Raw genomic sequence first — 22964 nt, 5'->3', positions numbered from 1 at the left:
ACAATTTAAAGGTGATCAGTCGAGCCCGCAGGCGGTGAAAAATTTCTGCACATACCGGTCCCACGCCTGGTCAACGGAGTGATCCAGCGTAAAGACCCGGAGGGAGGATCCGGTAGTTACAGTCAGTGTCTGATTCCGGTATTGAATGTTCAGGAACAGTCCAAGGATATCATCCGGATCGTAATTCAGTTCGTTCTTTTCCATAAAACGCCGGATCTGTCCGGCACTCAGCTGGAAGACAAAACGGAAGGAGAGAGGAAGCCTGCGGCCTTTCAGGATCTGTACGCAGAAGGATCGGATATCCCTCCAGTGCACAAGAGATTCCCGGTGTGTCTGTGGGTTCGTGACTTTGTTCGTGATTCCGTCATCTGAAGCGTCGCCCTCATAATATTCCGGGTGAGCCTGACCGTCGATGGAAAATGTGGTAAAGGTTGTGATCTGCGCCTCCGAGACCAGAAAACGGTCGAACGTTTCCTTCAGAAGAAGGTGATTCATGAAGCTGCCGACATGTTCAATCTGTAATGCGATCATAGTAAAAACCTCCGAAATACAGTATCCATTATAATAGACTTCCGGGTATCTCACAATCCGGGAATTTACGGATTGTGCTTTGCATTTGATTGGAATTGTTGTATACTGTTTACATTGGGCCGACGCAGGAATTATGGCAGATGCTGAGAAATTTCTGCCCGAATCAGCCGGAGCCCGGATCAAGAGACAGGTAAGGAGTATGTTGGAATGAGTCAGGAAAAGGTCGATTTATATAAGGAAGAGAAAAAGAACCGCAAGAAAATCATGCGGAGAGAAAAGATCAGAACGAGACTGACCGTAGTTGCAGTTGTGGCCGTTTTCGGTATTCTGATCGGCTGGTTCAGCTGGGCGGTATATAATAATGTAAAGAACAATCAGGCGACTACGGCAAAGGCAACGACGACGGAGCTTGACCTCTCTGCCATCGAATCCTACACGACAGCTTTAAACAGCTATGTCACAGAGCAGAAGACAGGTTCTGACAGCACTTCAACTGAAGCATCATCTGCGACAGCATCAGACAGCAGCGCAGCATCTGCTTCCTCGGACGCATCCGTATCATCGGCGTCGGCTGCGCAGTGACGGATTCCGGCAGAACGAGAGAATGATTTCTCCCGTCAATGCCCATAAGTGCCATGCATGACAGCAGTCATAGAGGAAGCGCAGGCATAAAAGATATTTTACAGCAGCAGCCATAGGGATTATGTATGGCAGCAATAATATAGCACAAGATCTACAAGGCGTTCTGCGAGAGCAGGGCGCCTTTTTGAGATGCGTCAGCAGAGGAAACCGCTTTTTTGAGATGCGCCAGCAGAGAAAAACCGCCTTTTTGGGATGCGCCAACAGAGAAAACCCGCTTTTCAAAGATGAGACAGCAGAAAAAAACCGCCTTCCGGAGCGGAAGACGGTGATTTTTCGATTGAACTGATTATAACGTGTGCAAACACTTGATGCGTAACTTAATATCTATATATATAAATCAATGCTTCAAAATGCTGTAACAAGAAAAGCAATTCTTTCGATGTCTGGATTAGTGATTCGGGTTCATTCGCTGAAATTACAGTTTAACAACGTTTGCTGCCTGCATTCCCTTTGCGCCTTCAACCAGATCATAGGAAACAGCCTGGCCCTCGTCCAGAGATTTGAATCCCTCACCCTGGATTGCTGAGAAGTGAACAAATACGTCCTTTCCGTCCTCACCAGTGATGAAACCATAACCTTTTTCAGCATTGAACCACTTAACAGTGCCCTTGTTCATTTGAAGTACCTCCATACTTACTAAGAAAAATAATGAATCGGTGAAGCTTTCACCGTGATTTGATTATAGGTTTGAAAGGTTGAAAAGTCAAGAAAATTTGAACAATTCGACTTTCTTTTCAGTGGCCTCTTCAACGGACTCCGGGGCAGTATCGGCAAAGTTTTTCGCTTTTTTCACGCTTTTTTCCGGGAGCTCTTTTCCATGACAAGACAAGGGGTGATTCTTGAATTCTCAGGCACCATCTTGTATACTGTAAACGGAAATTTATGCCCGGGACAGGAAAGGCACAAAAGAAGGTTTGATGAAATCCGGCCGGATGTCCCTCATACGGAAAGGCAGAAATCGTTATGGATACAATTCTGATAAGAAACGGCAGAATCATCGATCCGGACACCCGTTTTGACGGCATCGCTGATCTCTATCTGTCCGGAGGAAAAATCACCAGAGTCGCGAAAAAGATAACAGAAAAGGCGGACCGGGAGATCGACGCAAGGGGCATGTGGATCATGCCCGGGCTGATCGATCTGCATGTGCATCTTCGTGATCCGGGGCTTACCTGGAAGGAAGATGTGACTACCGGCTCGAAGGCGGCTGCCAGAGGAGGCATTACCACCATCGTTGCGATGCCAAATACAAAACCGGTCTGTGACAGCCCGGACCGCATCGACTATGTTATGCACAAGGCGGAGCATACCGCGTCGATTCATGTGCTTCAGGCCGGAGCGGTCACTGAGGGGCAGGCCGGTGAAAAGCTGGCCGATATCAGAGGAATGGCGAAGCATGGGATCCCCGCTGTTTCCGAGGATGGAAAGTCGGTCATGAACGCTGAGCTTGCGCGGGAGGCAATGAAAATCTGCCGTGAACTGAACATTCCGTTTCTGGATCACTGCGAGGACAGGAATCTCGTACAGGGCGGCTGTGTGAATGCGGATGAGATATCCAGAGCTGAGGGCCTTCCCGGTATCACAAATTCGGTGGAGGATGTCATCATCGCGAGAGACATGATCCTTGCTCATGAGACAGGTGCACATCTTCATCTCTGTCACTGCTCCACGAAGGGAAGCTACGAGATGCTGAAGGCGGCAAAAGAAAAAGGCTGGGATGTGTCCGGCGAGGTCTGCCCGCATCATTTCATTCTGACGAGCAGCGACAGAGTGCACGGCGACACGAACTACAAAATGAATCCGCCGCTGCGCACCGAAGAGGACAGAAAGGCACTCTGCAGGGGGCTGGCTGAGGGAGTATTTGAAGCAATCAGCACGGATCATGCGCCCCACACGCGCGAGGAGAAGGATCAGCCCATGGAAAAGGCCCCCTTCGGAATTGTCGGCCTCGAGACTTCCGTCGCGCTGACCATCACCTATCTGGTCAAAACCGGTATCCTGACACCAATGCAGATGGCGGAGCGGATGAGCGCGGGCCCGGCGAAAATTCTGCATCTGGATCAGAGGGGATCCCTTGCAGAGGGCAAGGAAGCGGATATAACGATCATCGATCCCGATGTATCCTATAAGATTGACGCGCGGGAATTTGAATCCCGGGGAAAAAATACACCGTTTGACGGCTGTGAGGTTACCGGCCGGGTCGACACCACGATCTGCGGCGGGAAAATCGTATATCAGAAAGGAAGAATGTACTATGATTAATCGCCTGATTCAGAACATCAGAGAAAAGAACGCGCCGGTGGTCGTCGGTCTGGATCCGATGCTTTCCTATGTGCCGGAATCTATCTGGAGAAAAGCGTTCCATCAGTACGGAGAAACGCTGGAAGGCGCTGCGGAGGCGGTCTGGGAGTTCAACAAGGAAATTGTAGATGCAACCTTCGATCTGATCCCTGCGGTGAAGCCGCAGGTCGCGATGTATGAGCAGTTCGGCGTACCGGGGATGGCTGTTTATGAGAGAACAGTTTCATATTGCCAGAGCAAGGGGCTTGTCGTGATCGGAGATGTGAAACGCGGCGATATCGGATCAACCTCGGAGGCCTACGCTGTCGGCCATCTCGGGCATGTGAAGGTCGGAAATAAAGAGTATTCCGGTTTCCATGAGGATTTTGCGACGGTCAATCCTTATCTGGGAAGCGACGGCATCAATCCGTTTATCAAGGTCTGCCGCGAGGAGAAGAAGGGAATATTTGTTCTCGTGAAGACGTCAAATCCGTCAAGCGGAGAGTTCCAGGACCGGCTGGTGGACGGAAAGCCTCTGTATGAGCTGGTGGGCGAAAAGGTAGCTGAGTGGGGACGCGAGGCGATGGGCGATGAATACAGCTATATCGGCGCCGTTGTAGGAGCAACCTATCCGGAACAGGGAAGAATGCTCCGGAAAATCATGCCGAAGACCTTCATATTGGTTCCGGGATACGGTGCGCAGGGTGGAAAAGGCGCCGATCTCACTGACTTTTTCAATGAGGACGGACTCGGGGCGATTATTAATTCCTCCCGCGGAATCATCTGTGCATACCGGAAGGAAGAATATGCGGAGTATGGCGAGGACCATTTCGCGGATGCCTCCAGGGCTGCGGTTGTCGACATGATCCGGGATATCAACAGTGCTCTGGAAGCAGTCAGATGAATCTTTGAAAGGACAGCGAAAACATATGAAAGTAAAGGAGACGGCAACAATCGTCAGCCAGAACCGGATCAGCGATGGCATCTATGATATGGTTCTTCAGGCACCGGAAATTTCCGGCGAGGCAGTTCCCGGACAGTTTGTAAATGTTTTTCTCCATGACAAAAGCAGGCTGCTTCCGCGGCCGATCAGCCTCTGCGGAATTGACGCGGAGCGGCAGACGATCCGTCTGGTCTACCGTGTTTCCGGGGCGGGAACGGATGAGATGGCGCAGATGAGTGCCGGTGAAAAACTGGAGATTCTGGGACCTCTTGGCAATGGCTTCCCGCTCGAGGAAGCGGCGGGCAAAAGAGTGTTTCTCATCGGAGGAGGAATCGGAGTTCCGCCGCTTCTGGAAACGGCGAAAGTACTTTCCGAAAGCGCGGCACTTGATGAGGAACAGTCAGATGTGATTGAAGATGAGCAGAGAGTTTCCGAAAAGTCCGACGGAGTCAATGCGAAGATTCGTGATACAGAGGTGATCAGCGTCATCGGTTATCGCAGTGACTGCTTTCTGAAGTCAGAATTTGACCGGTACGGCGATACGATCATCGCGACGGAAGACGGAAGCGTGGGAACGAGAGGAAATGTAATGGACGCGATCCGTGCCGATGGAAGGAAGCCGGAGGTGATTTTTGCGTGTGGACCGCTTCCTATGCTCCGCGCTCTGAAGGCATGGGCCGAAAAGGAGCAGATACCCTGCTGGGTTTCCATGGAGGAGCGGATGGCTTGCGGAATCGGCGCCTGTCTTGCGTGTGTCTGCAGGACACGGGAGATCGACGGTCATTCTCAGGTGAAGAATACCAGGGTGTGCAAGGACGGACCGGTGTTTAATGTAATGACTCTGGATCTCTGAGAGATTATCCTTGCGCATAGAAAGAAAACCTGAATCAGCTGGAGGCACAGATAGATGGGAACAACGAACAGACTTAGCGTGAAGATCGCCGGGGTGGAATTGAAAAATCCGGTCATGACAGCGTCCGGAACTTTCGGGTCCGGCGAGGAATACAGTGAATTTGTAGACCTGAACGGACTCGGAGCCGTTGTAACGAAGGGCGTGGCCAATGTGCCGTGGCCCGGCAACCCGACACCGAGGGTGGCCGAGGTGTACGGCGGCATGCTGAATGCCATCGGTCTCCAGAATCCGGGTGTTGAGGTCTTCTGTAGGAGAGACCTTCCGTTTTTGAAGAAATATGACACAAAAATCATCGTAAATGTCTGCGGCCATTCGGCCGAGGAATATACGGAAGTGGTGGAACGGCTGGCGGATGAACCCGTGGATATGCTGGAGATCAATATCTCCTGCCCGAACGTCAGAGAAGGAGGAATTGCCTTCGGAACGGTTCCGTCTGTCGCGGAAAAAATCACAAAAGCATGTAAGAAAGTGGCGAAGCAGCCGATCATCATGAAGCTCAGCCCGAATGTCACCGACATCGGGGAGATGGCCAGGGCAGTGGAGGCAGGAGGCGCAGACGCGGTTTCGCTTATCAATACCCTGACCGGTATGAAAATCGATGTGAACCGCCGGAAATTTGTCCTGGCGAACAGGACCGGCGGAATGTCTGGTCCGGCCGTAAAGCCGATTGCCGTCCGGATGGTATATGAAGCGGCGCATGCGGTGCATATTCCGGTCATTGGAATGGGCGGTATCGCGTCCGCGGAGGATGCGCTGGAATTTATTCTCGCGGGAGCAACGGCTGTGTCGGTGGGAACCGCGAATTTCATAAATCCGCGCGCAACCCTGGATGTGGTAGCGGGAATCGAACGATACCTGGAAGAAAATGGAATCGACAGCGTACAGGATCTTGTAGGCGCAGTTGAGGGATGATGGGCAGACAGCGCAGATACGGAGAATTTGTCGAAGTGATCAGTACCCATCTGCTCACATTAATTTACGCGAACAGTGAGCCGCAGCCGAATGCGAAGTATTCGTGTGCGGCGAGCGTCGCGATAGCGAGATAAAACTCGCGCAGCGTGTTTTATCTCGTTGTGAGGCGATGGGATCACCGCCGTGGCAGACCGATGAAGACGGTCTGCTGCAGATTGGAAGGAGCGACAGAGAAAAGATGGAAGAATACAAAAAACAGTTTATTGATTTTATGATTGACAGTCATGTATTGAAGTTCGGAGATTTTACGCTGAAGAGCGGAAGAAAATCGCCTTTCTTCATGAATGCCGGCGCGTATGTAACCGGATCGCAGCTGAAGAAGCTCGGCGAGTTTTACGCAAGAGCTATTCATGACAGCTACGGGCTTGACTTTGATATTCTCTTCGGACCTGCATATAAGGGAATCCCGCTTTCAGTTGTAACCGCGATCGCCATCAGCGACCTCTACGGAGTCGATGTGAAGTACTGCTCCAACCGTAAGGAAGCGAAGGATCACGGCGGCGACAAGGGAATCCTTCTGGGGAGTGAAATCAGGGACGGAGACCGGGTTGTCATCATCGAGGATGTGACCACCTCCGGAAAGTCGATCGAGGAAACTTTCCCGATTATTCAGGCGCAGGGCGATGTGCAGATCAAGGGGCTCATGGTATCCCTGAACCGCATGGAGCGTGGAAAAGGAACCAGAAGCGCACTTTCGGAGATTACTGAAAAATACGGATTCCCGGCGAATGCCATTGTCTCAATGGCTGATGTCTTCCGCTATCTCGGAGAAAATCAGGAGACTGGACGAATGACGCTTACAGAAGATCAGAAGCATGCGATCCGCAGCTATTACGCGCAGTACGGGGCAGAGGAATATCAGGGGTTGTTCTGAGGCGGCATGATTAAGAAGAAAAATGTAAAATATACCTTTATCAAAAAAGATAAATTTACGGACACCAGAGTATCCCTGATACTCTCTTTGATCTCGTTAGGCGCGCTCCTGGTAACGGTTCTGATCTCCTTTGTTGTGCAGGCGCAGGGCGGGATTGCTCTCGGCTGCGCGGGGCTGATCGCGATGCTTTTTTCCTTCTACGCGTTTTACCTGGGCATGCGTGCGCTCTCGGAAAAATCAGAGAGCGTTCGCAGAGGAACCTTGTCGGCGATTGCCTCAGGCATCATGTCGATCCTGTGGATTGTGCTTTTCCTGCTGGGCATTCATTAAAGAAAGCAGAGGCAGAAAGCAGAAAATACATAAGCGCCGCTTAAGGTGCCTGCAGAAATGGGAGCAGGATATATCGGCGCCAATGTGAGGCAGAAGAAGGACCGTGAATGCCGGTGATGCTGTGCGGCAGAATGGAGGCGGATTTTATATGGAAATGGATCAGGAGCGATTCCGGAAACAGCTTGCTTTTATTCTTGAGATTGACAAGGAGAAAAACATTCTCCGTCAGACCCATCTGACAGGACACGGCCGCCGTGAGGATGACGCGGACCACGCATGGCATCTGGCTGTCATGACATGGATACTCAGGGAGTATTCCAATCAGGAGATTGATATTGTGCGTACGATTCTGATGGTACTGATTCACGATATCGTCGAGATCGATGCCGGGGACACCTACGCATACGATGAGGAGGCCAAAAAGACAGAGGCAGACCGGGAGATGAAGGCGGCGGAGCGGATATTCGGGCTTCTGCCGGAGGATCAGGGGCGTAAGCTCCGTGAAATCTGGGAGGAGTTTGACGCATACGAGACACCGGAAGCCCGTTTCGCGCATGTGATGGATAATTTTCAGCCGATGCTGCTGAACAATTCGAACGGCGGTGGAGACTGGAGGGAGCATGGTGTGAACCAGTCTCAGGTCAGGCAGAGAAACGCGAAGACAGGAACCGGATCAGAGGAGATCTGGTCTTATATGCAGGAAATTCTTGCGGAAAATATCAGGAAGGGCAGTTTAAAACCTTGAGGAACGAACAGATTATTGCGGATACCGAAGATTATAAGGAACGCTTCTCGCTTGCGCTCGGACGCGTAAGAGAGATTCCGGGGGAGAAAAGGGTGCGAGAGCCTTTCAGGGCGTGGTTTGAGCAGGAAGCTGCTTTTCTCTCGGATATGGCGGAGCTGATGCTGAAGAAGGAAAGAGGAGAATTCAGGGATGCCTCGTTGGAGGAGCTGAGAGAACAGAACCACAGCATGTATCAGGACATACTTCCGGAAAATTACGGGAAGAGCTTTGGAAATCCTGATTTCTCTGCCGATACCCTCGGTGAGGATTACGGGCAGCTCTTTTCTTTTCTGTACATGGAGCTCCGGGGAACCGTTGTCTATGCGTTTGAGGACAGAGTATGGGACATGCTGATTTCTCTGGAAATTTTTCTTGAGGTGTATCAGCTGTTTACAGGCGGTGAGCTTCCGGAACCGGAACTGATCCGGGAGTCGCTGTACTGGTACTGCAGCGATTACTCCGCGGAGATGATGGACAGAAGAACCCGCGAATGTCTGGATCCCGGACTTTCCTTTGCACGGGACATCATCATGAAGGAGGACCTTGGCGACCTGCGGTATCTGTACCGGTTTGGGGAATATGTGACAGAGAACGAGGAACAGACGGCGTTATTTCTGAACACCCTCTCCGAGGAGGAAATCGCGTCGATTGCCCGCACATGGACAGAGGGGTATCGGATCGGATTTGAGGTCGGTCACAAGGATATCCGCAAAAAAAAGACGGTCAACATCCGATACCGGCTCGGCTTCGAGCGGGTTGTGCGGCAGGCGGTTCTTCAGTTCCGGGAAATGGGGCTGGAAAGCGTCATATATCGTTCCGCCACACATGCGGTGAATAAGAGACAGCATCTGAGGATTGGCTACTACGGAGCCGTACCGAATCCTCAGTTTGAATATGATCACCGAAACGACGCAGGCATCTTCCTTGATGAGCGTTTTGTCACCCGGAAGCTGCAGGGACTGCGGGCAGCATACGAGAAATACAAGGACCTGGCGAAGGTCCACGGCGGTCCGGCGTGTATGGATGTGTTTGGTGAGACGCCTTTCACTCCGGCGGAATCCCGGCACAGCTGTACTCTGACCGAGGAGCAGCAGAAGGAGCAGGTGCGGTACAACAATGAGGCGGGACAGATTACGAACCGTTATATCATCGGATCGGAGCGAAGCTTTACGATCATTGCCTATCCCGTACCCGCAATCGGAGAACGCTTCCGTGATATTTTCCGGGAAACCGTGAAGATCAATAATCTCGATTACCGGAAGTATCAGAAAATCCAGCAGAAGCTCATCAACGCCCTGGATCAGGGCACGGCGGTCCGGGTCAGAGGAATGAACGGCAACTGTACCGACCTCAGGGTGGCACTGCATACACTGACGGATCCGGAACATCAGACAAATTTTGAAAACTGTGTGGCAGATGTGAATATTCCAGTCGGAGAAGTATTCACCTCTCCGGTTCTGAAGGGGACAAACGGAGTATTGCATGTGAGCCGGGTTTATCTCGGGGAATTCCAGTACCGGGACCTGAAGATTGAGGTCAGAGACGGTATGGTTGCCGGCTACAGCTGCGGCAATTTCGCGTCGGAGGAGGCAAACCGCCGCTATATCGAGGAAAATATTCTGTTCCATCACGCGTCACTTCCAATGGGCGAATGTGCCATTGGAACCAATACGACAGCGTACCGTATGGCGAAGATCTACGGGATTGCGGACAAGCTGCCGATCCTGATCGCGGAGAAAATGGGACCGCACTTTGCGTTCGGCGATACCTGCTATAGCTGGGAGGAAGACAATGCCGTCTATAATCCGGATGGCAAGGAAATCATCGCGAGGGATAACGAGCGTTCCATCCTGCGCAAAACAGACCCGGGCAAGGCTTATTTCGGCTGTCACACCGATATCACGATTCCCTATGAGGAACTGGGAAGCATTACCGTGGAAAAGGCAGACGGAGAAGAGATCACGCTGATTCAAAATGGAAAATTTGTGCTTCCGGGAACGGAAGAATTAAATGAGCCGTTGAAAGATTTATCGGAATCAGATATGATGAATGACGTCAAATGAAAGGAGATAACAGACGATGGCAAAAGTTGGAATTGTGATGGGAAGTGACTCGGACATGGCAGTCATGTCCAAGGCGGCAGCGGTACTCGAGGAGTTTGGAATCGATTATGAGATGCGGATTATTTCCGCTCACAGAGAACCGGAGGAACTTGTGTCCTGGGCAAAGGGCGCGGAAGAGAGAGGAATCCGCGTGATCATCGCGGGAGCCGGTATGGCGGCAGCTCTTCCGGGAATGGTTGCGGCACTCTTCCCGCTTCCTGTCATCGGAGTGCCGATGAGCAGCAAGGCGCTCGGCGGTACGGATGCGCTTTATTCTATTGTTCAGATGCCGTCCGGTATTCCGGTTGCGACGGTTGCAATCGACGGATCGAAGAACGCGGCGATTCTTGCGGCCCGGATCCTTGCGGTTTCAGACCCGGAGCTTCTTCAGAAAATCCGGGACTACGGCGAAGAGGGCAGAAAGAACGTCGTGGCAAAGGACGCAAGACTGCAGGAAACCGGCTACAGGAACTACACAAAGTAAATCTGCATGCCCCGCAGGCGGGGCGCCAAAAACGGAATAAGCTGCGGATTGCTCCATGCTTCGCACTCCCGCAGTTGGGGTGCCATAAACGGAATAAGTGCGGATTGCTCCGTGCTTCGCGCTCCCGCAGGCGGGGCGCCATAAACCGTATAAGTCTCCGCGTCATTTTAGCTGCTCTCGCAGCTGCCGCGTAATCAGCGGAAATGCGGAAAAGTCTGAAAGAACAAAAACAACAGAAAAAACAGAAGCAACAGAAACACAGGAACAACAATGGGCCATGCGGGATTTGCCCGCGCCACAATATGTCTGTCTGGAGAAGAATGGAGGACAAAATGGATTATAAGTCATCTGGAGTAGATATCGAAGCCGGATACAAATCAGTGGAGCTGATGAAAAAGTATGTAAAGGAAACGGTGCGTCCTGAAATGCTCGGAGGACTGGGCGGCTTTTCCGGTGCGTTTTCAGCGGATGCGTTCAAGAACATGGAGCATCCCACACTGGTTTCCGGAACTGACGGCGTAGGGACAAAGCTGAAAATCGCATTTCTGATGGACAAGCATGATACTGTCGGAATCGACTGCGTTGCCATGTGCGTGAACGATATTGCGTGTGCGGGCGGCGAGCCGCTGTTTTTCTTGGATTATATTGCGTGCGGAAAGAACTATCCGGAAAAGATCGCGGAGATCGTCAAGGGAGTCGCGGACGGCTGTCTGCAGTCCGAGGCAGCGCTGATCGGCGGCGAGACCGCTGAGATGCCGGGCTTTTATCCCACAGACGAATACGATCTTGCGGGGTTTGCTGTCGGTGTAGTGGATCAGAAGGATATGATCACCGGAGCGGATCTCCGTGACGGAGATGTACTGATCGGCCTCGCGTCCTCCGGCGTGCACAGCAACGGATTTTCTCTTGTCCGGAAGGTATTTGATATGACTCCGGAATCACTGGACACCTATTATGACGAACTCGGCGGAAGACTGGGCGATGTTCTTCTTGCACCGACAAAGATCTATGTGAAAGCGCTCAAGAGCATCAAAAAAGCGGGCGTCAGAATTCAGGGCTGCAGTCATATCACCGGCGGCGGGTTTTACGAGAATGTTCCCCGTATGCTCCGCGACGGCGTGTACGCAGAGATCGAGAAGAACTCCTATCCGGTGCTCCCGATCTTCAAACTGATGCAGAAAAAAGGCGATATCGACGAGCATGTGATGTACAACACCTACAACATGGGAATCGGCATGGTGCTGGCGGTTCGTCCGGAGGATGTGGACGCAACCATGAAGGCAATTCGTGATGCCGGCGAATATTCCTATCAGATCGGACATATCAGAGCAGGTGAGAAGGGCGTAAAGCTGATCTGATGCAGTGTATAAGTCCGGCCGCAGTGTTATTTGCCCACATGGAGCTTGCTCACCAGAGGTGAAGAAGATTAGCGGCGACAACAGGTATGAGCATGATGGAGTGCGAGAAAACGTGAGAATGCTCATGCCTGTCAGCGGAACGGAAGCTGCGAAGCAGCGAAGTGAAGCGGGGACTTATAGGTATTGTGGCGCTGTTTACATTAATGATATTATTGCTGTCTTCGAAACCGTGTTCGGTCATCAATGCACGCTATACGGGTAATCGTACTGACTGCGATTTCGAAGAACGCAAAGGGCAGGAGGAAAAAATAATGCTGAGAATCGCAGTGCTGGTTTCCGGCGGCGGAACAAATCTGCAGGCCATTCTGGATGCAATTGACAGCGGGACAATTACAAATGCCGAGGTTGTCGGAGTGATCAGCAATAATCCGAAGGCTTATGCCCTGGAGCGGGCGAAGAAAAAGGGAATCGAGGCCGCGGTTGTAAGACCTGCGGATTTCGCAAGCCGGGCGGAATTTGAGGACGCATATCTGGAGAAGACACAGTCCTATCATCCGGATCTGGTGGTTCTGGCCGGCTGTATGGTTGTAATCCCGAAGAAGATGGTGGAAGCCTTTCCAAATCGCATGATCAATATCCATCCGGCACTGATCCCTGCTTTCTGCGGGACCGGTTATTACGGCCTGCATGTGCATGAGAAGGTGCTGGAGCGTGGCGTCAGAGTGACCGGAGCGACGGTTCACTTCGTAGACGCAGGGACGGATACGGGGCCGATCATTCTTCAGAAGGCAGTCTATGTACAGAACGGAGACACGCCGGAGATCCTTCAGCGGCGCGTAATGGAACAGGCGGAATGGAAGATCATGCCGGAGGCGATTAACCTGATCGCAAACGGAAGGGTATCCGTAAGAGACGGAAAGGTGCAGATCCGGGATTATACCTTTGGTGAGATCTGAGCGATCACACAGGGACAGAGAAGTTCTGATAAACAGCGGATGATCTGCGCAGAGGATGCTGTCGGTGTACAGGCATTCTGACAGGAAACGACAGCGCAGGTATTGATTTGAGTGCAGACAGGTGATCCGGTATGGGATAGGGCGTATGCGGCCTGTATACAGACCGGCTGCCTGCAGGATAAAAAGAAAGCGAGGAGCGCGACATGGGAATGAAAGTACTGGTAGTCGGAGGCGGCGGACGGGAGCATGCAATCGTATGGAAGGTTGCGCAGAGCCCGAAGGTTGAAAAGATATACTGTGCGCCGGGCAATGCCGGAATCGCAGAATTGGCGGAATGCGTTCCGATCGGGGCGATGGAATTCGATAAGCTGACCGCCTTTGCCAGGGAGAAGGGAATTGACCTGACGATCGTCGGAATGGACGATCCACTGGTAGGCGGAATTGTCGATGCGTTTGAGGCGGAAGGACTGCGTGTCTTCGGACCGAGAAAAAATGCGGCGATCCTCGAGGGCTCCAAGGCATTCTCAAAGAATCTGATGAAGAAATACAACATCCCTACGGCCTCCTATGAGACATTTACATCTCCGGAGGATGCGATTGCCTATCTCGAGAAAAATCAGAAGTACCCGATTGTTCTGAAGGCGGACGGCCTCGCGCTTGGCAAGGGTGTGCTGATCTGTAACAACCTTCAGGAGGCGAAGGACGGGGTTAAGGAGCTGATGGTCGATAAGAAATTCGGTCACGCAGGCGATGAACTGGTTATTGAAGAGTTTATGACCGGCCGTGAGGTATCGGTGCTGTCCTATGTAGACGGGAATATCGTGAAGACAATGGCATCTGCTCAGGACCATAAGAGAGCCAAGGACGGGGATCAGGGCCTGAATACCGGAGGAATGGGCAACTTCTCACCGACGCCGTTTTACACAAAGGATGTGGACGATTTCTGCCAGAAATACATCTTCCAGCCCACCGTGGATGCGATGAAGGCCGAGGGACGCTCATTCAAGGGAATTATCTTCTTTGGCCTGATGCTTACGGACGACGGCCCGAAGGTGCTTGAGTACAATGCCCGGTTCGGAGATCCGGAGGCGCAGGTCGTGCTTCCAAGAATGAAAAATGACATTATCGATGTCATCGAGGCATGCATTGATGGTACGCTCGATCAGATCGATCTGCAGTTCAAGGATGATGCCTGTGTGACCGTCGTGCTGGCCAGCGACGGATATCCGGTCTCCTATGAAAAGGGATTCCCGATTCACGGACTTGAGAACTTCAAGAACAAGCCCGGATATTATGTCTTTCATGCCGGAACAAAATTCAATGACAAGGGTGAGATTGTGACAAACGGCGGACGTGTGCTCAACGTCACGGCACTCGGTAGGGATCTGAAGGAAGCAAGAGCAAACGCCTACAAGGCCGTGGACTGGATTGACTTCCAGAATAAGTATTACCGTCATGATATCGGTCACGCAATCGATGAGTTCAAGGGCTGAGGAGACGACAGTACTTTCACAATTCCCTTCGCGAGCTCCTCGTCCAATCAATGCGTTCAGAGGCTGAGCAGACAGCGGCACTGTAGAATGGCAGATTGGAGCAGAGCTGTTGTGGAAAACATCATAAAAATATCGCGCGGAAGCTCACACGGCAGTATGGTGTGGGCTTCCGCACTTTTTGCGCGAACAGTGAGCCGCAGCCGGATGCGAAGTATTCGTGTGCGGCGAGCGTCGCGATAGCGAGATAAAACTCGCACAGCGTGTTTTATCTCGTTGGCGCCTTGTTTGTGAGAACAGGTAAATTGCTAAATATGCAGAATACTCTGACAAATATATTTTAATAAAAATATTTGCAAAAAACGGTTGACAAATCTCAATTAGTTCTGTATTATAGACTCAAGAAAAGAGATAACCAATAAGGAATAAAAGTTACCGATTTTCTTTCGAATATATTTACTTCAGGAGGATGGTCCGATGGGAAAGTGAAAGCCGGATGATCAGAGAACGGGAAAGCAGTTGAATGTTATGCGAGCTCAATAGGATTTAACTGATAAAGCTAAAAAAATACTCACAGAAAAATCAAATCGCAGGAGTGCGATGAGCGAAGAACGAGATCTGAGAAGTCGGAAGGCGAAGAAACATTTGATCCGGAAGATCTGCCAGAAAAGTGAATATGGTATAATGAATAGAAAGTGAGGTTATACAGTGAAACTTCAGGATATTCATTAAGAGGGCTGCTTGATTTGAATGAGACGATCAGGCAGCCCTTTCCCATTGGGTTCGGCATTTCATAAATGTTTTATAACTGTTCATAAAAGCCATAAATGGTTTTTCAAAAAAGCCATAAATGTTTTTTCAAAAAAGTGTTGACAATTGAAACAATATCAGGTTATAATAGCAAAGCGAGTTGAGGAAAGAAACAAAGCAAACGGGATCTTAGCTCAGCTGGGAGAGCATCTGCCTTACAAGCAGAGGGTCACAGGTTCGAGCCCTGTAGGTCCCATATCTTTCACTCATATCGCAGCGATTTAATATGGCGAGATAGCTCAGTTGGCTAGAGCATGCGGTTCATACCCGCAGTGTCGAGAGTTCGAGTCTCCCTCTCGCTACGTATAATCGGGAAGTCAGGTTTTTGCCTGACTTCCCTTTTTCTGTATTACACGTTCTGCTTTTACACTTGGCTGTTGCAGCTTGTTAATGCTTTGTTAATTGAATCTCCCGGCAGGAGGGGAGTGGAAAGGCGGTGACCGGATACAAATGGCTGCGGTAAATTATTTGATCATAAATTTGAGCTGTCTTATATGTGCTGCTATTCTTTTGTTCCATACAGGAGATGACCTGGCAGGAGTGCTTGAGATTCATCTGTTCAGACTCCTTCTGTCTGTCTTCTGTATCTTCATGATCGATGACAGTTTGTGGGAAATCGGTGCCAGTCACATGATTTATATGCCATGGCATGCGCGCAGTGTGCTGAACGCGGTCGGGCTTGCGTGTCAGCCGGTGATGTGTTTTATCTGGTATTTATTTTCGGAGGTACGGATGAAGCACCAGCTGTTTGGCAGAAAATGGTTCCTGCCCGTCACAGCAGCACCGATGCTTATCTCTGTGATACTGATTTTCAGTTCCCTGCAGACGGGCCTGATCTTCTACAGCGATGCTGTATCCGAATATCACGGACCGTTGTATGACCTGGTCATGGTATTTGATTTTATCTACCTGTTGCTGGTGACAATACATGCGGTCATCAAATCCATACATGCAAAGTCCAGATCGGTAAAGAAGGGATATTTCACGATGATTACATTCGTTCTGTTCCCTTTTGCCGCGGGCATTCTGGACAGCATTGTGCCGGACACACCGACAATGGCACCGAGTATCCTCTCGGCGCTGCTGTTGTTCTTTGTCAATGTACAGGAGATGCAGATTTATTCCGATGCGCTGACGGGCCTGAACAACCGCAGACGTTCCGATCAGATTCTTGAGGAATACATCGAGAAGGCAGATGCATCCAATGGCTTCTATCTTTTTATGATTGATGTGAACCGGTTCAAGCTGATCAATGATAAGTACGGACACCTGGAAGGTGACCGCGCACTCCAGACCATAGCATCATCTCTGACACAGGTCTCGGGAAAATATCCGGTATTCCTGTCCCGTTGGGGCGGCGATGAATTTTTGATCATTGGTACGCAGAGTGCGCTGGAGCCGGTCAGCAGCTTTGTGGAACTGCTGCATCAGCAGGTAGAGGAGGATGCAGACAGATTCCACCTTCCATATCGTCTTTCGATCAGCGTCGGATACTCGCTGTGTATGTCTTCTTCAATGCCGCCAAAAGAGCTGACTGCCGCGGCGGACCGCATGCTTTACGAAGACAAGCGCCTCGCGCACCAGAAGGAGTGAACGGAATCAAATTTCGGTCCGCGACAGCAGGACAACCGTCTCCACATGCACGGTCGCGGGGAACAGGTCAACGCAGGCAATTCGCTCCAGCCGGTAGCCATGCGTCAGAAATACCGGGAGATCTCTGGCAAGGCTCGTGGGTTTGCAGGAAATGTAGATAATCTTGTTGACGCCGTAGGCGATGATTTTGGGCAGGGCTTTTGGGTGAATCCCCTCGCGGGGCGGATCGAGAATGATGGAGTCGGGCTTGTCCGGAATTTCGTCGAGAACCTTCAGAACATCGCCTGCGAGAAAATGACAGTTGTCGAGATGATTCAGGCAGGCATTTTCACGGGCTGCCTCTACGGCTTCCTCTACGATCTCGACACCCACGACCTTTTTCGCCACCGGAGCGATGATCTGTGCGATGGTTCCGGTACCGCTGTAGAGGTCGAAGACAGTCTGATTCCCGACATCTCCCAGAAATTCTCTGGCGGTGCTGTAAAGGACCTCTGCACCTCTGGAGTTTGTCTGGAAAAAGGAAAAAGGAGTGATGCGGAACCGGAGACCGAGAAGCTCCTCGTAGAAATAGTCTCTTCCGTAGAGCAGATCGGTGCGATCGTTACGGATGATATCCGCGACGGAGTCGTTTACGGTATGCAGAACGCCGATTAGCGTTCCCTCGAGGTCAAGGGCTCTCAGCCTCGCGCACAGTTCCTGAAGAGCTTCCTGCTCCGGATACTGAGAGCTCGTGACAAGATCGACCAGTATCTCGCCGGTTATGGATGCGCGCCTTACCAGAAGATGACGCAGATATCCTTCGTGGGAGATCTTATGGAAATACGGCCAGTGGTGCGCCCGGCAGAATTTAAGTACGCAGGAGAGAATGCGGTTGAAATCTTCGTGCACGATCTGGCAGTGATCAGCCGTCAGAATATCGTAGGTGCTGTTCTTCCTGTGAAGACCAAGGGTTAGTTCGCCGTCCTTTTCCATGTCCCCGAAGGCATATTCCATCTTGTTGCGGTAACCTTTTTCTTCGGGACTCGGTTTGACACCCTCGAATACATAGTCCGGGGAGCCGTCGCTCCGGATCTGCCCGCCCTCGGCCAGCGCTCTGCCGATCAGAGACTTGATTTCGCCTTCCTTCAGCGCAAGCTGTTCCGCATAAGGAAGTGTGCGGTAGGTGCAGCCGCCGCAGCGCGGAAACAGACTGCATTCGGGGTCGGCTGTCTCGAGAACGGATGGCTGAAGAACCTCCAGAAGCTGTCCTTCTAAGCGTCCGGCCTTCTTCTTGTTGATGCGGAAGCGTACGGTCTGACCGGGGATAGTGTTCTTGACAATTACCTCACTGTCTTCCCCGGCGACAAGGACGTGCCCTTTGTTCGGGAAGGAGATATGGTCGACAGTGCCCTCGTAGATCTCACCTTTTTTCATAAATAAAATCCTTTCGGTTGTAATACAGGATGAATATGGTAATAACGGATGAATATGGTATCAACGGATGAATAATAACGTGGATTGATGATAACGGTTTTTGAACGGATAAAAAAATAACTTCTCCTCAAAAAAGCCCCGGCACATCATGTGTCGGAGCTTTGTATTATTTCCGCTCTGTTGCTGTTCTTGTGATTGAATACCGGTTCTTCGGCCGGATATTCGCAGGTCTGAGGCGATCCATTCAGCGGTTGATGTCAGTCTTCGCCGGATTCATCGGAACTCTTTCCGGAGGATTTCTCTTCTTCGTCTTTGTCGTTCTCATCAAAATAGCTGTCAAAATCATCGTCAAAGTCTTCGTCATCGAAATCTTCCAGATAATCCGGTGTGAAGTAGCGGTATACTGCGTATGCAATTCCACAGACCGCAGCGGTTGCGGCGACGGCTATCGCAATAATTCTGAGCAGAGAACCCTTCTTCATCGTTGTGCTGTTCTTCTTTGCCTGAATGGCATCGATAATTGCCTTGATTGATTCCTTATCCATGATCGGTCACTCCATTTCGCTAGAATTTAATATTGCAGCGGTATCCCCCTCATTCTGCGCTTTAAGATTAACTCTCAATTAACGCTATTATATCATAAGTACGTGCGAAAAAACAAGGAATCAACAGGGAAATACTTGCCGGAGAGACCGGTGTTTTTGTAGAAAACGTATAATTTTTACATAAGCATAATTCGGAGTTTAGGTAAAAATATTGAAATCCTATCTGGTGTTGCGGTACAATGAGATATAAATTTTTTCTCGTTGCAGTACAATGGGGGGTATGAATCATATCCTGTTGCAGCACAATGGGGTATGAATCATATTCTGTTGAGATGCAGCGAGATAGAACATTTCTTTTGAATGGAGGCTTATTATGAGTACACCTTTTGTTTGGGCACACAGAGGGGCAAGTGGATATGCTCCGGAGAATACACTGGAGGCATTCCGACTGGCTGCGGAGATGGGCGCCGATGGCGTGGAACTGGATGTTCAGCTGACCCGTGACAATCAGATTGTCGTATGCCATGACGAAAAGATTGACCGTACCTCTGACGGGGCCGGATGGGTGAAGGATTATACGCTGGAAGAATTGAAGAAGATGAATTTCGACAACGGCAACAAGGCGTATGAGGGAGCCCGGATTCCCACGATGCAGGAGGTTTTTGACGCGCTCCGGGATACCGGTCTTGTGATTAATATCGAGCTGAAGACCGGAATCATTTTTTATAAGGACATTGAAAATGCCATCGTCAAAATGACGCAGGAAAATCACTATGAGGACAGGGTCATTTATTCCTCCTTCAATCATTATTCCGTCATGAAGATCAAGGAACTGGATCCGAATGCCAGGACCGGATTCCTGTATGCGGACGGAACACTCGACATGCCTTCCTACGCAAAAAATCACGGAGTGGACGCACTTCATCCGGCGCTCTATAATCTTCAGTTCCCGGGATTCATGGAGGAGTGCAGGGAGAAGGACATCGATGTAAATGTCTGGACGGTAAACGATGAGAAGTACATGAAGATGTGCCAGGATGCCGGCGTGAATGCGGTCATTACAAATTATCCGAAGAAGGCGCTGGAGCTGTTCAGGAGGAAATAATCATGGAATTCCTCGGTGAAGATGATTACAGACAGGCAATGGACGGGCCCTGCCGCCGATGGCGGGAGGAGTGCGTGAAGGAGAATTATTTTATCTCCTCCGATGGGACAAAGATCCATTACTATTATGCGATACCGGAAAATGCAACGGCTGTCGTGGTGATGTTTCACGGCTTCTGTGAGTTTTACGGCAAGTATCATGAGATGTCCTGGTATTTTTACAGGCACGGATTCGGATTCTATTTTCCGGAGATGCGTGGACATGGACTGTCCGGTGGAAAACTGAAGGAGAAGGATCTGGTCCATATTGATAATTATGATACGTATGTCTCAGATATGAAGGGATTCTATGATCAGGTCGTTTCGGCGGACAGCCATCGAAGGCTCCTGTTTGCCCATTCGATGGGAGGGGCGATCGCGTCTCTGTATCTGGAGAATTATCCGGAAGACTTCGGTGGGGCTGTGCTTTCAAGCCCGATGCTGAAGCTGAAGACAAAGGGTTATTCTGAGGCGCAGATACGGGCGATGCGGTTTCTGGTGACGCTGTTCCATATGAAGAAAAAGCTTTCGGCGGGACAGAGCCGTTTCGACGGGGTCAATATTTTTGAACAGTCCAGCTGTCAGTCGCGTTCCCGTTATGATTACATGTTTGAGATGCGGTGCGCGAATGATAACTACCAGACCTACGGAGCTACGTTCGGCTGGTCGATCGCCAGCCTGGAGGCGACAGCGAGACTGATACGCGACGCGAAGAAGATCCGGACACCGCTCGCTGTTTTCATGGCGGGGCAGGATCATCTGGTTGATCCTGAGGGATACCGTGATCTCTTCCGGGCACTTCCACAGACGCACCGCTATGAGTTTCCGACATCGCGGCATGAGATCTTCAATGCAGCGACGGATGTGCGTAAGGACTACTACGAGAAGCTGTTCCAGGAGCTTGACTCCATGAGAAAGGAGTGACACATGCAGTCAGGAAAGCACAGTACAGGATTATCGTCCCAGTTCATGTACGGGGCGGGTGAGTTTTTCAACGGAGGAGCCTTCGTCATCATTAATGCGTTCTTCTCTGTCTTTCTGATCAAGGCGATCGGGATGCCGGCGGCGCTCGCCGGAACGGTTCCCCTGATCGGACATTTCTGGGACGCGGTCACAGACCCGATCATGGGAAATATCGCGGACCGGACCAGCGCGAAGATGGGCGCCAAGCGTTTCTATATGCTGATCGGTTCCTTTGCGACGGCGCTGACCTTTGCCACGCTGTGGGTACCGTTCCGCACAGACAGACCTGTCACGATGTTCATTTTCTATGTGATTATGTACTGCCTGTTCTCAACCGGATCGACGATCCTGATGGTTCCTTATAACGGGCTTCTGCCGGACATGGTGGATGATTACGACACCAGATCACGTTTCTCCAATGTCCGTATGATCTGGTCCACGCTTGGAGCGATGGTCTGCGGAGTTGCTCCGACGCTTCTGATCACAGATACGACGAAGACAACCATGTATCTTCGCTGCGGCGTTATCTTCGGACTTCTGTTCCTGGTGACCTGTCTGATCACGGTTGGGGGAACCTGGGAGAATTATCACGCGCCGGTTCGCTCTAAAATGATCAGCAGCTTCGATCATGCGGCAAGCGCATTCCGCAGCCGGTCATTCCGCCTTTTTATTGGAATCTACCTGACGGGGCAGTGCGGCATGGATTTTGTATCCGGAATGGCGGTATACTATGTGGATGACGTCATTAACGGCTATAAGAATCACTATGTCACCTATCTGATGGCGGCTCTGATTGTAGCGCAGCTTATCGGTATGCTGATCTGGGGCCCGGTGATGGCGAAGACCTCCAAGCGAACGACGATTCTGATCGGCGCCCCGATCCGTGTCGCCTGCACGCTGCTCCTTATCCCGTTCTCCTATGAGGGCGCCAGCATTTATCCGATCCTCGCGCTGGCAGTCGGGATCGGAATCGGCAATGCGGCTACGCTCACGAGTATCTTTGCCATCATGGCGGATATGCCTGATGTAGACGAGCTGATCACTTCAATTCATCGTCCCGGCGTAGTATCCGGAATGTCAACCTTTGCCAGGAAGATTTCTTCAGGACTTTCTGCATGGCTGATCGGTATTCTGCTCACCGCGGTCGGGTACAGTGAGAAGCTGGCAAACGAAGGGGCAAGGCAGTCCGCGTTCACACAGAAGGGAATCGCAGCGATTTTTGTACTCATGCCGGTCATTCTCTGCGTACTCTTATTTGTATTCGGGTATCTTTTCCCGATGACAGAAAAGGAATTCAATATTGTCAAGAAGGAGATCCGCAGACGCAGAGGAGAGGACAGCTCAGAGGCAACGCCGGAGGAGATCCGCATATGCGAGAAGGTGACGGGAATGCCTTTTGACAAACTCTGGAATATCCGGAACCAGTGGGTCGGAAACAGAACCCACGGAAGGGAAGAAAGCTGAGATGCCTGAGGTTATGCCAGGCTGCGGCGTGAAACCTTAGATACTCTGTGGTCCGATATTCCGTGGCCAGACATTCCGCGGCCAGACATTCCGTGGCCAGACATTCCGTGGCCAGACATTCCGCGGCCAGACATTCCGTGGTCAGATGTTCTGCGGTCAGATGTTTTGCGCTCGGGTATCCCGCAATCAGATACTATGCGGTCAGAACAGATATTTCAGACCGGAAAGGGTCATACGACAGACTATGGCGTGCTGATGCTCGGTGTACTTTTCTGCTCCATTCCTACGATGATCATCTTCTTCGTACTGCAGAAACAGTTTGCGGAAGGTATTACCGGTGCCGTTAAATAATCCGAATACAGTGTGAGAACGGA

At 51.0% G+C, this 22964-nt stretch carries 21 protein-coding genes, 2 tRNA genes and 1 pseudogene; 20 read left to right on the top strand and 4 right to left on the bottom strand.

Annotated features, from left to right (window positions below; all coding sequences use genetic code 11):
• Positions 1-15: 15 nt before the first annotated feature.
• Positions 16-531 carry a DUF5721 family protein gene (locus tag ACTNDI_RS09140; protein WP_441100675.1) on the bottom strand — a complete coding sequence of 172 codons (516 nt, stop codon included), beginning with the start codon at positions 529-531 and terminating at the stop codon, positions 16-18.
• A gap of 207 nt (positions 532-738) precedes the next feature.
• Between ACTNDI_RS09140 and ACTNDI_RS09135 the strand changes: the two genes are divergently transcribed.
• Positions 739-1113, top strand: a complete 375-nt coding sequence (locus ACTNDI_RS09135) for a hypothetical protein (protein ID WP_441100674.1) — start codon at positions 739-741, stop codon at positions 1111-1113.
• A 475-nt stretch (positions 1114-1588) separates the two neighbouring features.
• Here the strand turns inward: ACTNDI_RS09135 and ACTNDI_RS09130 are convergent, their stop codons facing one another.
• Positions 1589-1789 (bottom strand): cold-shock protein, encoded by a 201-nt coding sequence (locus ACTNDI_RS09130; RefSeq protein ID WP_441100673.1) that lies wholly within the window; start codon positions 1787-1789, stop codon positions 1589-1591.
• A gap of 347 nt (positions 1790-2136) precedes the next feature.
• On the opposite strand from ACTNDI_RS09130, the gene ACTNDI_RS09125 reads away from it, so the two are divergent.
• From ACTNDI_RS09125 to ACTNDI_RS09055, 15 genes are all read left to right on the top strand, one after another.
• Positions 2137-3435 carry a dihydroorotase gene (locus tag ACTNDI_RS09125; RefSeq protein WP_441100672.1) on the top strand — a complete coding sequence of 433 codons (1299 nt, stop codon included), beginning with the start codon at positions 2137-2139 and terminating at the stop codon, positions 3433-3435.
• Positions 3428-4357, top strand: coding sequence for an orotidine-5'-phosphate decarboxylase (gene pyrF, locus ACTNDI_RS09120; protein WP_441100671.1), 930 nt, complete (start codon positions 3428-3430; stop codon positions 4355-4357). The genes ACTNDI_RS09125 and pyrF overlap by 8 nt, the downstream gene beginning before the upstream one ends.
• Positions 4358-4382: 25 nt before the next feature.
• Complete coding sequence (locus ACTNDI_RS09115; RefSeq protein WP_441100670.1) at positions 4383-5249, top strand: dihydroorotate dehydrogenase electron transfer subunit; 867 nt, start codon at positions 4383-4385, stop codon at positions 5247-5249.
• A 54-nt stretch (positions 5250-5303) separates the two neighbouring features.
• Positions 5304-6221 carry a dihydroorotate dehydrogenase gene (locus ACTNDI_RS09110; protein ID WP_441100669.1) on the top strand — a complete coding sequence of 306 codons (918 nt, stop codon included), beginning with the start codon at positions 5304-5306 and terminating at the stop codon, positions 6219-6221.
• Positions 6222-6459: 238 nt separating this feature from the next.
• Complete coding sequence (gene pyrE / locus ACTNDI_RS09105; RefSeq protein ID WP_441100668.1) at positions 6460-7155, top strand: orotate phosphoribosyltransferase; 696 nt, start codon at positions 6460-6462, stop codon at positions 7153-7155.
• A 6-nt stretch (positions 7156-7161) separates the two neighbouring features.
• A complete protein-coding gene (locus tag ACTNDI_RS09100) occupies positions 7162-7485 on the top strand; it encodes a hypothetical protein (protein ID WP_441100667.1) in 324 nt (107 codons plus the stop codon).
• Positions 7486-7633: 148 nt separating this feature from the next.
• Positions 7634-8230: an HD domain-containing protein gene (locus ACTNDI_RS09095; RefSeq protein WP_441100666.1), complete on the top strand. Its 597-nt coding sequence runs from the start codon at positions 7634-7636 to the stop codon at positions 8228-8230.
• Positions 8227-10332, top strand: coding sequence for an aminopeptidase (locus ACTNDI_RS09090; protein WP_441100665.1), 2106 nt, complete (start codon positions 8227-8229; stop codon positions 10330-10332). Before ACTNDI_RS09095 ends, ACTNDI_RS09090 begins: the two co-directional genes overlap by 4 nt.
• Before the next feature lie 16 nt (positions 10333-10348).
• The gene (gene purE, locus ACTNDI_RS09085; protein ID WP_441100664.1) at positions 10349-10855 is read left to right on the top strand and encodes a 5-(carboxyamino)imidazole ribonucleotide mutase; all 507 of its coding nucleotides are present in this window, start codon (positions 10349-10351) and stop codon (positions 10853-10855) included.
• 332 nt (positions 10856-11187) lie between these two features.
• A complete protein-coding gene (gene purM / locus ACTNDI_RS09080) occupies positions 11188-12213 on the top strand; it encodes a phosphoribosylformylglycinamidine cyclo-ligase (protein WP_441100663.1) in 1026 nt (341 codons plus the stop codon).
• A 311-nt stretch (positions 12214-12524) separates the two neighbouring features.
• Positions 12525-13169, top strand: coding sequence for a phosphoribosylglycinamide formyltransferase (purN, locus tag ACTNDI_RS09075; RefSeq protein WP_441100662.1), 645 nt, complete (start codon positions 12525-12527; stop codon positions 13167-13169).
• A 209-nt stretch (positions 13170-13378) separates the two neighbouring features.
• Positions 13379-14662: a phosphoribosylamine--glycine ligase gene (purD, locus tag ACTNDI_RS09070; RefSeq protein ID WP_441100734.1), complete on the top strand. Its 1284-nt coding sequence runs from the start codon at positions 13379-13381 to the stop codon at positions 14660-14662.
• Positions 14663-15592: 930 nt separating this feature from the next.
• A tRNA-Val gene (locus ACTNDI_RS09065) sits at positions 15593-15665 on the top strand.
• Between the two features lie 32 nt (positions 15666-15697).
• Positions 15698-15771 (top strand) — tRNA-Met (locus ACTNDI_RS09060).
• Between the two features lie 238 nt (positions 15772-16009).
• The gene (locus ACTNDI_RS09055; RefSeq protein WP_441100661.1) at positions 16010-17062 is read left to right on the top strand and encodes a diguanylate cyclase domain-containing protein; all 1053 of its coding nucleotides are present in this window, start codon (positions 16010-16012) and stop codon (positions 17060-17062) included.
• A 6-nt stretch (positions 17063-17068) separates the two neighbouring features.
• Here the strand turns inward: ACTNDI_RS09055 and rlmD are convergent, their stop codons facing one another.
• Both rlmD and ACTNDI_RS09045 read right to left on the bottom strand, forming a co-directional pair.
• On the bottom strand, positions 17069-18475 hold the full coding sequence (gene rlmD / locus ACTNDI_RS09050; protein WP_441100660.1) for a 23S rRNA (uracil(1939)-C(5))-methyltransferase RlmD: 1407 nt from the start codon (positions 18473-18475) through the stop codon (positions 17069-17071).
• A 257-nt stretch (positions 18476-18732) separates the two neighbouring features.
• On the bottom strand, positions 18733-19020 hold the full coding sequence (locus ACTNDI_RS09045; RefSeq protein ID WP_441100659.1) for a hypothetical protein: 288 nt from the start codon (positions 19018-19020) through the stop codon (positions 18733-18735).
• Positions 19021-19393: 373 nt separating this feature from the next.
• Between ACTNDI_RS09045 and ACTNDI_RS09040 the strand changes: the two genes are divergently transcribed.
• The 4 genes and pseudogenes from ACTNDI_RS09040 to ACTNDI_RS09025 form a co-directional block, all read left to right on the top strand.
• Positions 19394-20125, top strand: a complete 732-nt coding sequence (locus tag ACTNDI_RS09040; RefSeq protein WP_441100658.1) for a glycerophosphodiester phosphodiesterase — start codon at positions 19394-19396, stop codon at positions 20123-20125.
• Positions 20126-20127: 2 nt separating this feature from the next.
• The gene (locus ACTNDI_RS09035; protein WP_441100657.1) at positions 20128-21087 is read left to right on the top strand and encodes an alpha/beta fold hydrolase; all 960 of its coding nucleotides are present in this window, start codon (positions 20128-20130) and stop codon (positions 21085-21087) included.
• A gap of 3 nt (positions 21088-21090) precedes the next feature.
• Entirely contained in the window at positions 21091-22590 is a 1500-nt protein-coding gene (locus ACTNDI_RS09030) for an MFS transporter (protein WP_441100656.1), read from the top strand.
• A 225-nt stretch (positions 22591-22815) separates the two neighbouring features.
• Positions 22816-22941 (top strand): annotated as a pseudogene (locus ACTNDI_RS09025) (carbohydrate ABC transporter permease); the annotation flags it as partial.
• Between the last annotated feature and the right edge of the window lie 23 nt (positions 22942-22964).

The organism is Bilifractor sp. HCP3S3_D3, assembly GCF_052063915.1.
Classification (GTDB): domain Bacteria; phylum Bacillota; class Clostridia; order Lachnospirales; family Lachnospiraceae; genus Bilifractor.
The sequence above is the reverse complement of the archived record's forward strand: the minus strand, read 5'-3'. Positions and strand labels throughout refer to the sequence as shown.

Bases quoted from the DNA above. Each gene is read 5' to 3' on its own strand.
- ACTNDI_RS09135 (WP_441100674.1), top strand. From the start codon at position 739: ATGAGTCAGGAAAAGGTCGATTTATATAAGGAAGAGAAAAAGAACCGC.
- pyrE (WP_441100668.1), top strand. From the start codon at position 6,460: ATGGAAGAATACAAAAAACAGTTTATTGATTTTATGATTGACAGTCAT.
- ACTNDI_RS09140 (WP_441100675.1), bottom strand. From the start codon at position 531: ATGATCGCATTACAGATTGAACATGTCGGCAGCTTCATGAATCACCTT.
- purD (WP_441100734.1), top strand. From the start codon at position 13,379: ATGAAAGTACTGGTAGTCGGAGGCGGCGGACGGGAGCATGCAATCGTA.
- ACTNDI_RS09115 (WP_441100670.1), top strand. From the start codon at position 4,383: ATGAAAGTAAAGGAGACGGCAACAATCGTCAGCCAGAACCGGATCAGC.
- ACTNDI_RS09100 (WP_441100667.1), top strand. From the start codon at position 7,162: ATGATTAAGAAGAAAAATGTAAAATATACCTTTATCAAAAAAGATAAA.
- ACTNDI_RS09130 (WP_441100673.1), bottom strand. From the start codon at position 1,789: ATGAACAAGGGCACTGTTAAGTGGTTCAATGCTGAAAAAGGTTATGGT.
- ACTNDI_RS09035 (WP_441100657.1), top strand. From the start codon at position 20,128: ATGGAATTCCTCGGTGAAGATGATTACAGACAGGCAATGGACGGGCCC.
- ACTNDI_RS09040 (WP_441100658.1), top strand. From the start codon at position 19,394: ATGAGTACACCTTTTGTTTGGGCACACAGAGGGGCAAGTGGATATGCT.
- ACTNDI_RS09045 (WP_441100659.1), bottom strand. From the start codon at position 19,020: ATGGATAAGGAATCAATCAAGGCAATTATCGATGCCATTCAGGCAAAG.
- purE (WP_441100664.1), top strand. From the start codon at position 10,349: ATGGCAAAAGTTGGAATTGTGATGGGAAGTGACTCGGACATGGCAGTC.
- purM (WP_441100663.1), top strand. From the start codon at position 11,188: ATGGATTATAAGTCATCTGGAGTAGATATCGAAGCCGGATACAAATCA.
- ACTNDI_RS09125 (WP_441100672.1), top strand. From the start codon at position 2,137: ATGGATACAATTCTGATAAGAAACGGCAGAATCATCGATCCGGACACC.
- rlmD (WP_441100660.1), bottom strand. From the start codon at position 18,475: ATGAAAAAAGGTGAGATCTACGAGGGCACTGTCGACCATATCTCCTTC.
- ACTNDI_RS09030 (WP_441100656.1), top strand. From the start codon at position 21,091: ATGCAGTCAGGAAAGCACAGTACAGGATTATCGTCCCAGTTCATGTAC.
- purN (WP_441100662.1), top strand. From the start codon at position 12,525: ATGCTGAGAATCGCAGTGCTGGTTTCCGGCGGCGGAACAAATCTGCAG.
- ACTNDI_RS09110 (WP_441100669.1), top strand. From the start codon at position 5,304: ATGGGAACAACGAACAGACTTAGCGTGAAGATCGCCGGGGTGGAATTG.
- pyrF (WP_441100671.1), top strand. From the start codon at position 3,428: ATGATTAATCGCCTGATTCAGAACATCAGAGAAAAGAACGCGCCGGTG.
- ACTNDI_RS09095 (WP_441100666.1), top strand. From the start codon at position 7,634: ATGGAAATGGATCAGGAGCGATTCCGGAAACAGCTTGCTTTTATTCTT.